This is a genomic window from Enterobacter sp. 22466 (genome assembly GCF_052044775.1).
Classification (GTDB): Bacteria; Pseudomonadota; Gammaproteobacteria; order Enterobacterales; family Enterobacteriaceae; genus Enterobacter; species Enterobacter dissolvens.
The window spans coordinates 1197759-1210058 of the sequence record NZ_JBQENX010000001.1 but is presented as its reverse complement, the minus strand read 5'-3'; the positions used below and the strand labels follow the sequence as shown (position 1 = coordinate 1210058).

At 53.0% G+C, this 12300-nt stretch carries 13 protein-coding genes; 7 read left to right on the top strand and 6 right to left on the bottom strand.

The annotated features are described in order from the left end of the window. Nucleotides 1-5 precede the first annotated feature (5 nt). The 5 genes from rsxG (at nucleotide 6) to gstA (ending at nucleotide 4777) form a co-directional block, all read left to right on the top strand. Nucleotides 6-632 carry an electron transport complex subunit RsxG gene (gene rsxG, locus ACTJJI_RS05930; RefSeq protein WP_014831642.1) on the top strand — a complete coding sequence of 209 codons (627 nt, stop codon included), beginning with the start codon at nucleotides 6-8 and terminating at the stop codon, nucleotides 630-632. Then, nucleotides 629-1315: an electron transport complex subunit E gene (locus ACTJJI_RS05925; protein ID WP_014831641.1), complete on the top strand. Its 687-nt coding sequence runs from the start codon at nucleotides 629-631 to the stop codon at nucleotides 1313-1315. Before rsxG ends, ACTJJI_RS05925 begins: the two co-directional genes overlap by 4 nt. Then, a complete protein-coding gene (gene nth / locus ACTJJI_RS05920; protein ID WP_014831640.1) occupies nucleotides 1312-1947 on the top strand; it encodes an endonuclease III in 636 nt (211 codons plus the stop codon). The genes ACTJJI_RS05925 and nth overlap by 4 nt, the downstream gene beginning before the upstream one ends. A gap of 617 nt (nucleotides 1948-2564) precedes the next feature. Then, the gene (dtpA, locus tag ACTJJI_RS05915; protein ID WP_014831639.1) at nucleotides 2565-4073 is read left to right on the top strand and encodes a dipeptide/tripeptide permease DtpA; all 1509 of its coding nucleotides are present in this window, start codon (nucleotides 2565-2567) and stop codon (nucleotides 4071-4073) included. 98 nt (nucleotides 4074-4171) lie between these two features. Continuing rightward, complete coding sequence (gstA, locus tag ACTJJI_RS05910) at nucleotides 4172-4777, top strand: glutathione transferase GstA (protein ID WP_096928291.1); 606 nt, start codon at nucleotides 4172-4174, stop codon at nucleotides 4775-4777. Between the two features lie 86 nt (nucleotides 4778-4863). On the opposite strand, the gene pdxY is transcribed toward gstA, so the two are convergent. The 5 genes from pdxY to anmK all read right to left on the bottom strand — a co-directional run bounded on the left by pdxY (nucleotide 4864) and on the right by anmK (nucleotide 9447). After that, nucleotides 4864-5724 (bottom strand): pyridoxal kinase PdxY, encoded by an 861-nt coding sequence (pdxY, locus tag ACTJJI_RS05905; protein ID WP_046887986.1) that lies wholly within the window; start codon nucleotides 5722-5724, stop codon nucleotides 4864-4866. A gap of 66 nt (nucleotides 5725-5790) precedes the next feature. Further along, nucleotides 5791-7065, bottom strand: a complete 1275-nt coding sequence (tyrS, locus tag ACTJJI_RS05900; protein WP_046887913.1) for a tyrosine--tRNA ligase — start codon at nucleotides 7063-7065, stop codon at nucleotides 5791-5793. Between the two features lie 125 nt (nucleotides 7066-7190). Then, entirely contained in the window at nucleotides 7191-7847 is a 657-nt protein-coding gene (pdxH, locus tag ACTJJI_RS05895) for a pyridoxamine 5'-phosphate oxidase (protein ID WP_013096909.1), read from the bottom strand. A gap of 57 nt (nucleotides 7848-7904) precedes the next feature. Beyond that, nucleotides 7905-8228: a C-type lysozyme inhibitor gene (gene mliC, locus ACTJJI_RS05890; RefSeq protein ID WP_014831635.1), complete on the bottom strand. Its 324-nt coding sequence runs from the start codon at nucleotides 8226-8228 to the stop codon at nucleotides 7905-7907. A gap of 94 nt (nucleotides 8229-8322) precedes the next feature. Beyond that, nucleotides 8323-9447: an anhydro-N-acetylmuramic acid kinase gene (gene anmK, locus ACTJJI_RS05885; protein WP_440653395.1), complete on the bottom strand. Its 1125-nt coding sequence runs from the start codon at nucleotides 9445-9447 to the stop codon at nucleotides 8323-8325. A 254-nt stretch (nucleotides 9448-9701) separates the two neighbouring features. Here anmK and slyB point away from each other — a divergent pair, with 254 nt between their 5' ends. Both slyB and ACTJJI_RS05875 read left to right on the top strand, forming a co-directional pair. Further along, the gene (slyB, locus tag ACTJJI_RS05880) at nucleotides 9702-10169 is read left to right on the top strand and encodes an outer membrane lipoprotein SlyB (protein WP_013096912.1); all 468 of its coding nucleotides are present in this window, start codon (nucleotides 9702-9704) and stop codon (nucleotides 10167-10169) included. A 197-nt stretch (nucleotides 10170-10366) separates the two neighbouring features. After that, a complete protein-coding gene (locus tag ACTJJI_RS05875; protein WP_014831633.1) occupies nucleotides 10367-11731 on the top strand; it encodes a sensor domain-containing diguanylate cyclase in 1365 nt (454 codons plus the stop codon). 30 nt (nucleotides 11732-11761) lie between these two features. Here the strand turns inward: ACTJJI_RS05875 and slyA are convergent, their stop codons facing one another. Further along, nucleotides 11762-12205 (bottom strand): transcriptional regulator SlyA, encoded by a 444-nt coding sequence (gene slyA / locus ACTJJI_RS05870; protein WP_043951613.1) that lies wholly within the window; start codon nucleotides 12203-12205, stop codon nucleotides 11762-11764. Nucleotides 12206-12300 lie beyond the last annotated feature (95 nt).

The window sequence follows — 12300 nt, the reverse complement described above, 5'->3', positions numbered from 1 at the left end:
TCGCGATGCTGAAAACAATGCAAAAACACGGCGTCACGCTGGCTGTTTTCGCCGCAGTCCTGACCGGGTTGACGGCGCTGGTGAACGAACTGACCAAAACGACCATTGATGAACAGGCCGCGAAGCAGCAAAAGGCGCTGTTCGATCAGGTGATCCCGCCTGATTTCTACGATAATGACCTGCAGAAAAGCTGCTTCGTGGTGCAGGCACCGCAGCTGGGCAAAGGCCCGCATCGTCTCTTTATCGCCCGTAAAGGAGATAAAGCGGTAGGCGCGGTTATGGAAGCCACGGCCCCTGATGGTTACTCCGGTGCCATTCAGCTTCTGGTGGGTACCGATTTTTCCGGTACCGTACTGGGTACCCGCGTGACTCAGCACCATGAAACACCCGGCCTTGGGGATAAAATTGAAACCCGCCTGAGCGACTGGATTTTGCACTTCGCCGGTAAAGTGATCCACGGCGAAGCGGATCCGGCGTTTGCCGTGAAGAAAGATGGCGGCGAGTTTGACCAGTTCACCGGGGCCACCATTACCCCGCGTGCTGTCGTGAATGCCGTAAAACGAGCCGGGCTGTATGCAGAAACGCTGCCCGCGCAGATCAACAATCTTCCGGCCTGTGAGGAGTCATCATGAGCCAGGTTAAAGAGGTCATTGTCCAGGGGCTGTGGAAGAACAACTCCGCCCTGGTTCAACTGCTGGGGATGTGTCCGCTGCTGGCGGTGACATCCACCGCCACCAACGCGCTGGGTCTGGGTCTGGCAACCACGCTGGTACTGACTCTGACCAACCTCTCCATTTCCGCCCTGCGCCGCTGGACGCCGTCGGAAATCCGTATTCCGATTTACGTTATGATCATCGCGTCGGTGGTGAGTGTCGTTCAGATGCTGATTAACGCCTACGCGTTCGGTCTGTATCAGTCACTGGGGATCTTTATTCCGCTGATCGTCACCAACTGTATCGTGGTTGGCCGTGCAGAAGCCTTTGCCGTTAAGAACAGCCCGGCAATGTCAGCGCTGGATGGTTTCGCCATCGGGATGGGCGCCACCGGCGCCATGTTCGTTCTGGGCTCACTGCGTGAGATCCTGGGCAACGGTACGCTCTTTGACGGCGCAGACGCGCTGTTGGGAAGCTGGGCCAAAGTCTTGCGCATTGAGGTGTTCCATACGGATACACCGTTCCTGCTGGCTATGCTGCCGCCGGGCGCGTTTATTGGCCTTGGCATGATGCTGGCGATAAAATATCTGATTGATGAAAAACGTAAGCGCCGCGCGGCTGAGCGTAGCGTGCAGGAAGGGATACCCGAGAAAGCCTCATGAATAAAGACAAGCGCATTGCGATCCTGACACGTCTGCGGGACGAGAATCCTCATCCGACGACAGAGCTGAATTTTAACTCACCGTTTGAGCTGCTGATCGCAGTGCTGCTTTCAGCCCAGGCCACCGACGTGAGCGTGAATAAAGCCACCGCCCTGCTCTATCCGGTGGCCAACACCCCGAAAGCCATGCTGGAGCTGGGTGTGGAAGGGGTGAAGTCCTATATCAAAACCATTGGCCTGTTTAACAGCAAAGCGGAGAATGTGATAAAGACCTGTCGTATTTTGCTGGAACGTCACGGTGGCGAAGTGCCCGAAGATCGTGAGGCGCTGGAAGCGTTGCCGGGCGTAGGCCGCAAAACGGCGAATGTGGTACTTAACACCGCGTTTGGCTGGCCTACCATCGCCGTGGATACCCATATTTTCCGCGTCTCTAACCGGACCAACTTTGCGCCGGGTAAAAATGTCGAACAGGTGGAAGAGAAACTGCTAAAAGTGGTTCCCGCCGAATTTAAGGTCGACTGCCATCACTGGTTGATCCTGCACGGCCGTTATACCTGCATTGCCCGAAAGCCTCGCTGCGGCTCCTGTATCATCGAAGATCTCTGCGAATATAAAGAAAAAGTGTATCCCTGATTGCCCTCTCCTGCTTTTCCTTTCGCCTTATCAAGACCTTACTAAAGGAAGGCTTAACTAAAAACCTTCCTTTTGACCGCAAATTGTCCGTACCGGTGCGCTTTCACCCTGTCAATTATTCGGTCATTTAACGCTCAAACAGGTTAATACTTTTTTCACTACCGAAAATTTCTATACATCTGTGATCGGGATCACTCTGATAACTTCATGTTGATTTTTTGTTGTCAAAACCAACCCAAACCCTTTGCCAGACAAGATATAACCCCTCAAGGACCACAGATAAAACCACCCATTTTTCAGAATATGGGCTATATGACTGCAATTAGCGGCAAATAGCAGAACATATCGCCTGATAGCGGGAGCAGAGGGCATATGGCAGTCAAAAAACCTAACAATACTCATCGTATAAAATTTAACGCTGAATAACATTTGCATAAACCGAGGATTATAGCGGCTCAGTTATATGTAACAGATTATTACAAACGTATTGCCAGACGGGTCAGGATAGTGAACATTACCCGCCGTTTCTCCTCCCAATATAACTATAAGGCGGATGGACTACGGCCATCACGCTATGAACACCCCCGTTAATATGGGATGTAAAAAAAGAGGTATATGTGTCAACTGCAAACAATAAACCAACAGAAGAAAGCGTGAGTCTGAACGCTTTTAAACAGCCAAAAGCGTTCTATCTCATCTTCTCTATCGAGTTATGGGAGCGTTTTGGTTATTACGGCCTGCAAGGGATCATGGCGGTTTACCTGGTTAAGCAACTGGGTATGTCCGAAGCAGATTCCATCACGCTGTTCTCTTCATTCAGTGCCCTCGTTTACGGTCTGGTCGCTATCGGCGGCTGGCTCGGTGATAAAGTTCTTGGTACTAAACGTGTCATCATGCTGGGCGCCATTGTGCTGGCGATCGGCTATGGACTGGTTGCCTGGTCAGGCCATGACGCAGCTGTGGTCTATATGGGGATGGCGACCATCGCCGTTGGTAACGGATTATTCAAAGCGAACCCATCTTCCCTGCTCTCTACCTGCTACAGCAAAGATGACCCGCGTCTGGACGGTGCATTCACCATGTACTACATGTCCATCAACATTGGTTCATTCTTCTCTATGCTGGCGACCCCATGGCTCGCGGCTAAGTTCGGCTGGAGCGTGGCGTTTGCGCTGAGCTTTGTCGGTATGCTGATTACCGTTGTGAACTTCCTGTTCTGCCGTAGCTGGGTTAAAGACTACGGTTCAAAACCGGATTTCGAACCAGTACATATGGGCAAACTGCTGGCCACCATCGTGGGTGTTGTGATCCTCGCGTCAATCGCCACCTGGCTGCTGCATAACCAGGGTGTTGCACGTGCCGTTCTGGGCGTGGTTGCGCTGGGTATCGTGATTATCTTTGCTAAAGAAGCCTTCGCGATGCAGGGTGCGGCCCGTCGTAAGATGATTGTGGCATTCATCCTGATGCTGGAAGCGATTATCTTCTTCGTACTGTACAGCCAGATGCCAACGTCTCTGAACTTCTTCGCTATTCGTAACGTTGAGCACTCCATCCTGGGTATCGCGTTCGAGCCGGAGCAGTATCAGGCACTGAACCCGTTCTGGATCATGATTGGCAGCCCTATTCTGGCGGCTATCTATAACAAGATGGGTGACCGTCTGCCAATGCCGCACAAGTTCGCTATCGGTATGGTGCTGTGCTCAGGTGCATTCCTGGTGCTGCCGCTGGGTACCAAATTTGCGACTGACGCCGGTATCGTCTCCGTTAACTGGCTGATCCTGAGCTATGCGCTGCAGTCCATCGGTGAACTGATGATCTCCGGTCTGGGCCTGGCGATGGTTGCACAGCTGGTGCCACAGCGTCTGATGGGCTTCATCATGGGGAGCTGGTTCCTGACCACTGCCGGTGCGGCCATCATCGCCGGTAAGATCGCAAACCTGATGGCGGTTCCGGAGAACGTAACCGATCCGCTGGTCTCCCTGAATGTTTACGGTAGCGTCTTCCTGCAGATTGGTATCGCAACAGCGGTTATCGCGGCTCTGATGCTGCTGACTGCACCGAAGCTGAACCGCATGACTCAGGACGACGACAAAACGACGAAGGCGACCGAAACCGCTACCGCGTAATGTTATTGAGAAACGACGAGCCGCTAATGTATTAGCGGCTTTTTTTTTGTTTGATCGCGCACTAACATAGCTGAAACCTCAGCAAAAAGGAGTTACCGATGAAACTGTTCTACAAACCGGGCGCGTGCTCTCTTGCTTCCCATATAACCCTGCGCGAGAGCGGCAAAGATTTCACGCTGGACGGCGTTGACCTGATGAAAAAACGTCTGGAAAACGGCGACGATTTTTTTGCCATTAACCCGAAGGGACAAGTTCCGGCACTGCTGCTGGATGACGGTACCCTGCTGACAGAAGGCGTCGCGATTATGCAGTACCTGGCGGACAACGTGCCCGATCGTCAGTTGCTGGCCCCGGTAGGGACGATTTCACGCTATAAAACGCTTGAGTGGCTGAACTACATCGCTACCGAACTGCACAAAGGGTTCACGCCGCTGTTCCGTCCGGATACACCGGAAGAGTACAAACCGACCGTGCGCGCCCTGCTGGAGAAAAAGCTGCAGTTCATCAACGAATCGTTGAAAGACGACCAGTTTATCTGCGGGGCACGGTTTACCATTGCCGATGCGTATCTGTTTACCGTGCTGCGCTGGGCACGTGCGATTAAGCTGAATCTGGACGGGTTAGACCATATCGCAGCGTATATGGCGCGCGTGGCGGAGCGCCCTGCGGTGGCCGCGGCGCTGAAAGCGGAAGGATTGAATTAACCGGGTCGTTATCGCCCGGCGGCGCTTCGCTTGCACGGGCCTACGGGATTGGTAGGCCGGGTAAGCGCAGCGCCACCCGGCATAGTTTAGAGCTGTGTTGCACTAAAATAGTGTTCTGGCTGCGCAATACGATCCTGTGCCGCGACCACCTGCAGTTCATATTCCTGCATCTCTTTCGTCGCAACCATAATCTCGTAAACCGCCGCAGTCACATGCTCAAGCGCTTCGCGAAGCGTCGCGCCCTGCAGCAATTTCACCAGCAACAGTCCGCTGGTCACATCCCCCACTCCCACTGGCTGACGCAGGCCAAAATCCACCAGCGGACGGCTGATGTGCCAGGCGTCGTCTTTGGTGACCAGCAGCATCTCAAAACGGTCTCTGCTCAGCCCTGCGCGTGCGAGATGTTTCACCAGCACAATCTCAGGCCCCTGGGCTATCAGTTCACGAGAAGCGCTTACAGCTTCTTCTACACTGTTTACCGGATGCTCGCAGAGGATCTCCAGTTCGATCAGGTTTGGCGCGATGATATCGCTGGCGGGCAACGCATGGCGAACATGGAATTCAGCCACCCCAGGCGCCACAATACAGCCTTTCTCCGGATGCCCCATAACCGGGTCGCAGAAGTACTTTGCGGATGGATTTGCCGCTTTCACCTGGCGGACGATGCCGAGAATATGCTCCCCCTGCTCTGCGGAACCCAGGTAACCGCTCAGAACGGCATCACAGCGTTTGAGCTGGTCGATATCGGCAATGCCCTGCACGATCTCCGTGAGATGCGAGGGCGGCATCACGCAGCCGGTCCATTTGCCGTATTGTGTATGGTTTGAGAATTGTACGGTATTGAGGGGCCAGACGTTGGCACCGAGGCGGCGCATCGGGAATTCCGCCGCGCTATTGCCAGCATGTCCAAAAACAACGTGGGACTGAATGGCGAGGATGTTCTTCATTTTATGCTTACCAAACCCTGAAAAAACAAAAAGGGCGTGGTTTCCCACGCCCCTGGAGATTTTTATTTATTTCCAGCAGACCAGGCAGTAATTTTTCTTGCCGCGACGCAGCAGCGTATAGCGGCCATACAGGCGATCGCTGTCAGCGAAGGTGTATTCCGGGTCAGCCTGTTTTTCACCGTTAATGGTGATAGCGTTAGACGCAATGGTTTTACGCGCCTGGCCACGAGACGGCTGCAACTCAGAGTCCACCAGCGCCTGCATCAGGTCGGCACCTTTCTCCATCTCCACCATCGGCACGCCATCCTGCGCCAGCTGTTCGAAATCGGCTTCGCTCAGATCGCTCAGCGTACCGTTGAACAGGCTTGCGGTAATGCGTTTCGCCGCGGCCAGACCTTCTTCGCCGTGAACCAGTTTGGTCACTTCATCCGCGAGCACATACTGTGCACGTGGTGCTTTACCGCTGTTTTTGTCTTCTTCTTCCAGGGCATTGATGGTTTCAATGTCCATAAAGGTGAAGAACTTCAGGAAGCGGTAAACATCGGCGTCCGCGGTGTTGATCCAGAACTGATAGAATTTGTACGGGCTGGTTTTCTTCGGATCGAGCCATACGGCACCGCCTTCGGTTTTACCGAATTTAGTCCCGTCGGCTTTGGTGATCAGCGGAACGGTCAGACCAAACACCTGGTTTTGATGCAGGCGACGGGTCAGATCGATACCGGAGGTGATGTTACCCCACTGGTCAGAACCGCCAATCTGCAGGCAGACGCCGTGCAGTTTATTCAGACAGGCGAAGTCATAACCCTGCAGCAGGTTATAAGAGAATTCAGTAAAGGAGATACCTTGATCATCACGGTTCAGGCGCTGTTTCACCGCTTCTTTGTTAATCATCTGGTTAACAGAGAAGTGCTTACCGATATCACGCAGGAAGGTCAGCACGTTCATGCTGCCAAACCAGTCGTAGTTGTTGGCGGCAATCGCGGCGTTATCACCACAGTCGAAGTCGAGGAACGGTGCAACCTGTTTGCGGATCTTATCCACCCACTCCTGCACGGTGTCTTCGGTGTTCAGTTTACGCTCAGCGGCTTTAAAGCTTGGGTCGCCGATCAGACCGGTCGCGCCGCCCACCAGGGCCACAGGCTTATGCCCAGCCATCTGGAAGCGTTTCAGGCATAACAATGGAACAAGATGCCCCAAATGCAAGCTGTCAGCGGTGGGATCAAAGCCGCAATAAAGCGCGATCGGGCCTTGCGCCAGTCGCTCTGCTAACGCTTCCTCGTCCGTCACCTGGGCCACGAGGCCCCGCTCTTGCAATTGTTTAATCAAGTTACTGCTTGCCATCAAATTCTCCATGTATAAACGACTGCACCTTTGCCGGTACACGACTTTTCGCCTGATGCGAAAGGACCATAGAATAAAGCGCAAGCGCGGTGTGCGCTAGCGCTTAAATCAACAAATTTCGGGGATTACGGTGCCAGCCTGTCGATTTTCCAGCCGCCGTTGTCGCGCTGGTATAAAAAGCGGTCGTGCAGGCGATGTTCGCCCCCCTGCCAGAACTCAATCTGCTCGATCGGAATGCGGAAACCGCCCCAAAAACTGGGCAGTGGAATTTCGCCCTGCTGGAACTTCTGCTTGAGTTCAAGGAATTTGCTTTCCAGCACACCGCGGGCAGAAATTCGGCTGGACTGTTTTGAGACCCAGGCACCAATCTGGCTGTCACGCGGGCGGCTGTGGAAATACTTCACCACTTCCAGCGTGGAAAGGCGCTCCGCTTTGCCTGTGACCATCACCTGGCGTTCCAGCATATGCCACGGAAACAGAAGGCTGATACGGGGATTGTTTTCTAAGTGGTGCGCTTTGCGGCTGCCCAGGTTGGTGTAGAACACCAGCCCTTTCTCGTCATAATGCTTAAGCAGCACGATGCGTTGATACGGCTGACCATTTTCATCTACCGTGGCGACAACCATGGCCGTTGGATCGGCCAGTTTTGCTTCGCAGGCCTGTTTGAGCCAGCGTTCAAAAAGCACCAGGGGTTCAGCGGGAAGATCCTGGCGACGCAAGCCGCCTTTGGTGTATTCACGGCGCAGATGCGCAATTTGCTGCAGTTCGTCGTTATCAGACATGGCGTTAGGTGACGTTGAGATTGGGTGGCGCTATTGTGCGCCGCCCCTGTGAAAATCTCAACGCTTCGGATTTTCGAGCTGGCAATTGTTCAGCACGATGCGGTCGCGTTTGTAGATGGTTGCGCTGTCGCCTTTTGACCAGAAGACATAAATGCCGTCGGTATAACGCGCCCCGGAAGCCGAAATACCCTGCTTCAGGGTCAGCAATTTGTTGTCATAAACAAAGCTGGCTTCCTGGCGAGGATTATTTAGCTTCACGGTCAGCGGTTTTTCATCACAGCGATACTCCAGCGTATCGGTCTGCATGCGCTCAACGAGCTGGTTATAGACGCTGCACCCAGACAGCAAGACAGGTACAGCAAGAAGGAGAAGTTTTTTCATGAGCGTATTCCGAAGACTATCCTGGTCCTGGAGGGCATGTCCGCCCCCCTGTTTGCATGCCATTTTAACGGCGATACGCAGCGCTGAATTTCAGTTAACTCTGATTATGACGCGGATTGGCCGGGAAAATCGCACCGAGCACACTGGCCTCGCGTGCGCCGGTCACTGACGGTAAATTACCCGGCAGCCCGGCAACGGTACGCCAGGCAAGCCAGGCGAAGGCCAGCGCTTCCATGTCGTCTCCGCTGATGCCGGCATCATCGGTGGTCGTCACTTCGGTGCCAGGCAACAACCCGGCAAGGCGGGCCATCACCAGCGGGTTGCGGCTTCCGCCTCCGCAGACCAGCAGACGTTCGCAACCACCGCTGAGAAGCACCTGTTCTGATATGGAGACCGCCGTGAGTTCGGCCAGCGTCGCCTGGATATCCTGCGGTGCCAGCGCCGGGAACTGCGCCAGCTGACGTTCTAGCCAGCCATAGTTGAAATACTCTCGCCCGGTGCTTTTCGGTGCCGGTAACGCAAACCAGGGATCGCTTAGCATGGATTGCAGCAGCGGGAGAATCACTTTGCCTTCGCTTGCCCACTGGGCGTCTTTATCATACGGTTTACCGCACTGACGCCAGATCCAGGCATCCATCAGCATGTTACCCGGGCCGGTATCATATCCCCGTACCGGTTGGCCCGGGATCAGCATCGACAGGTTGGCAATACCGCCAATGTTAAGCACCATACGGCGCTCCGTCGGATGCCCCAGCAACGCCTGATGAAAGGCCGGTACCAGCGGCGCCCCCTGCCCACCCAGCGCGATATCACGACGACGAAAATCGCCCACGACCGTCACACCCGTTTTGGCTACAATCTGATTGTTATCGCCGATTTGCATGGTATGTGGCGCGTCACCAGTGGGTTCGTGCCAGACAGTTTGCCCGTGACACCCAATCGCGACCACATCCTGCGACCGGAGATTCTCTTTACGCATCAGCGCCAGTACCGCATCGGCAAACAGCGCACCCAGCCTGACATCAAGCTGTCCAAGCTGCGAAAGCGTCAACTGTTGCCCCTGACAGATGCTCAGGATCTCCTCTTTCAGCGAAATGGGGATAGGCCAGGTCAGGCTTGCCTGTTGTGCCACCATGTTTTCATCGATAGCAGCCAGGACGACATCTACCCCATCCAGACTGGTGCCTGACATCACACCAATATAGCGACCCGATTTCATGCGCTTTCCTTACGTTACGTGGGCTAAGGATAACCACTCAACCATAAACAGCACCGCTTTGCCATCCGGCGATAATATTTTTTAACACTCTCAGAGACGTAACAGGGCGGAATTCTGTTTATCTCTCGTTAAGTCAAATTCAAGTACAATTTTCCGATTGTTAGTGCAAAGATATGAACTATGGCTCTTTATGCCATATAATTTAGCCATAACGGATGCCCGGATCGGGCGTTTTTGGTGAACAGGAGATTCAAATGATTTTACGTGTACTGGGCGTTTCGCTGATTGGTTTAACCCTGGCTGGCTGTGTGAATGACAGTTCACTTTCTGGCGACGTTTATAGCGCTTCTGAAGCGAAACAGGTTCAGAACGTGACTTACGGTACTATTGTTAACGCACGTCCTGTTCAGATTCAGGGTGGCGACGAAAACAACGTCATGGGCGCCATTGGCGGCGCGGTTCTGGGTGGCTTCCTGGGTAACACCGTAGGCGGTGGTACCGGCCGTTCTCTGGCAACTGCGGCAGGTGCCGTGGCAGGTGGCGTAGCAGGCCAGGGCGTTCAGGGTGCGATGAACAAAACCCAGGGTGTGGAGCTGGAAATCCGTAAAGACGACGGCAGCACCATCATGGTTGTACAGAAACAAGGCAGCACCCGCTTCTCTGCTGGTCAGCGCGTCGTGCTGGCAAGCAACGGTAGCCAGGTTACCGTTTCTCCGCGTTAATTCATAAAGGATGTGGCTCTCAGGCCACATCCTTTTACAAAAAGCATCATTAAAATAAATATATTTACAAACCCCATTCACGCCATCAATAATTAACCTCCTCGTATCTTGTTCCTGCGCAAAGTATTCCCCCCGCATTGCCGTTAGACTAATCTCAATTCTCTTTTTGCAATTTATTATATTTTATTAAAAACCCTATGCTTGCGATTACCCGATACGTGAAAAAACCTTATATTCCGTTCTGTTTAGGCTGCATTGTCGTTATTGGAATATTACAATTTCTGTTTTTAAAACTGGTCGAATGGGTGCCGTCATTCTCACCACTTTTATTCCCTACACTTACCATATTTTTACTGGTATTCCATCTGTTTATTGCCTGTTTTATGGCGATGAAATACTGGTGTGACAGAAGGCGGCTGTATCTGATTGCCATCGCTTTCGCCTTTGGCGGCTCGGCTCTGCTGATGGTGGGAACGCTCACCAGCTTCCCGGCATGGCTTGATCTCTATCAGTTCAACGTCGTGGACTATAACGATGCGATGATTTTCTTTATGTTCCGCCATCTGTTAATGGCGGTACTGATGATCGTGTCGGCCTTACTTTATATCGTCAGGGATAATCCGCTTCCACGCATGGCGCATATTTCCATTGTTGCCGCCACGTTTCTGTTTACGGTTATCATGGTCATGCTGGCATGGATCTATTCCAGCCATTCGCCGTGGCTGTCGCTGGACCTGGTGGATAATGAAACCCACCAATTTATGGTTCTCTGGAGCCATGCGATTAACATCGTCTTAATTATTCTTTGGGTAGTGACATTAGCAACGCTAATGCTTATAACCCGCGTCCGCAATCTTTTCTGGGTGGGCGGTAATTTCTTATGCGTCTGTTATATCGTGACACTGGCGATGTTATTAGCGGGCGGACATGCCGAGGATATCTCCTGGTATCGTGCGCGCTTATTTGAAACCGTGGCGACGTTACTGATTATATTTGTCCTGCTGTACGACGTCTTTCAGCTGTATCGCGACTCGCATCTGAAATATCAGCAGTCTTATCAGAACTCAATTCGCGATCCCCTGACCCGTCTCTACAATCGCAGCTATTTTTACGATGCGCTCAATCAGGCACTGAGTACCAGCAAAGCCAGCCGCCCTGTTTCGGTTATCGTCAGCGATCTCGATCGTTTCAAACGCATCAATGACTGCTACGGCCACCTGCAGGGGGACAAAGTGCTGCAGTTTGTGGCGAACCTGCTGATGGACTCTGTGCGACCGCAGGACATTGCTGCTCGTATAGGCGGCGAGGAGTTCGTGTTGATGTTAACCAACACCTCTTCGGAAGCCGCGTACCGGGTTGCAGAACGCATCAGGCTGAATTTGAGCAGTTTTGATAAGACCAGCAGCGAGGGTCAGCTACCGGAACCGATAACCATCAGTATGGGCGTCTTTACGGCAACGTCAGTAGACGTGACCGCTGAAGAGTGCGTTGGAAATGCTGACAAAGCGATGTACGAGGCGAAAGAGACAGGCCGCAACCGGGTGATCGTCTTCAGAGGATAAAAGGCCTTGCGAATGCAAGGCCTGATAAGGTCAGGCGTCGCGCGCCTGCAGCTCGTGAATGTTTTGCTCAAGACGTCCAATCAGACTGATGAGCATTTCAAGCTCCGCAGGTGAAACCCCGGACAGGATCTCGCCGCGCGTTTTGGTAATCACCGCTTCCATTTCAGTGATAATGGGAGCCGCTTTCTCGGTGAGTTTAATCCGCTTGGCGCGACGGTCGCTGGCACAGGTTTGTCGGGAGATCAGTCCCTTCTCTTCCAGTTGATCAAGCGTTCGCACCAGCGACGGCTGCTCAATACCGATCGCTTTTGCCAGTTGAATTTGTGACTGGTCGGGCGGCAGCTGATGAATGTTGTGCAGCGTGACCCAATGCGTCTGTGTCAATTCCAGAGGTTTCAGGCGATGGTCAATCAGAGCACGCCAGACGCGTACCAACCTTGCCAGATCAGAACCTAATGGCGATTCCAATTTCATCTCCTTATAATTAGCTTGCTAAGTTATTATACTGATTTTAGAATAGTGTGCAGCATTTGTATTGCCAAAACAAATGCATTACGACATTCATCAAA

Bases quoted from the DNA above. Each gene is read 5' to 3' on its own strand.
- rsxG (WP_014831642.1), top strand. From the start codon at position 6: ATGCTGAAAACAATGCAAAAACACGGCGTCACGCTGGCTGTTTTCGCC.
- ACTJJI_RS05925 (WP_014831641.1), top strand. From the start codon at position 629: ATGAGCCAGGTTAAAGAGGTCATTGTCCAGGGGCTGTGGAAGAACAAC.
- nth (WP_014831640.1), top strand. From the start codon at position 1,312: ATGAATAAAGACAAGCGCATTGCGATCCTGACACGTCTGCGGGACGAG.
- gstA (WP_096928291.1), top strand. From the start codon at position 4,172: ATGAAACTGTTCTACAAACCGGGCGCGTGCTCTCTTGCTTCCCATATA.
- pdxY (WP_046887986.1), bottom strand. From the start codon at position 5,724: ATGAAGAACATCCTCGCCATTCAGTCCCACGTTGTTTTTGGACATGCT.
- tyrS (WP_046887913.1), bottom strand. From the start codon at position 7,065: ATGGCAAGCAGTAACTTGATTAAACAATTGCAAGAGCGGGGCCTCGTG.
- pdxH (WP_013096909.1), bottom strand. From the start codon at position 7,847: ATGTCTGATAACGACGAACTGCAGCAAATTGCGCATCTGCGCCGTGAA.
- mliC (WP_014831635.1), bottom strand. From the start codon at position 8,228: ATGAAAAAACTTCTCCTTCTTGCTGTACCTGTCTTGCTGTCTGGGTGC.
- anmK (WP_440653395.1), bottom strand. From the start codon at position 9,447: ATGAAATCGGGTCGCTATATTGGTGTGATGTCAGGCACCAGTCTGGAT.
- slyB (WP_013096912.1), top strand. From the start codon at position 9,702: ATGATTTTACGTGTACTGGGCGTTTCGCTGATTGGTTTAACCCTGGCT.
- ACTJJI_RS05875 (WP_014831633.1), top strand. From the start codon at position 10,367: ATGCTTGCGATTACCCGATACGTGAAAAAACCTTATATTCCGTTCTGT.
- slyA (WP_043951613.1), bottom strand. From the start codon at position 12,205: ATGAAATTGGAATCGCCATTAGGTTCTGATCTGGCAAGGTTGGTACGC.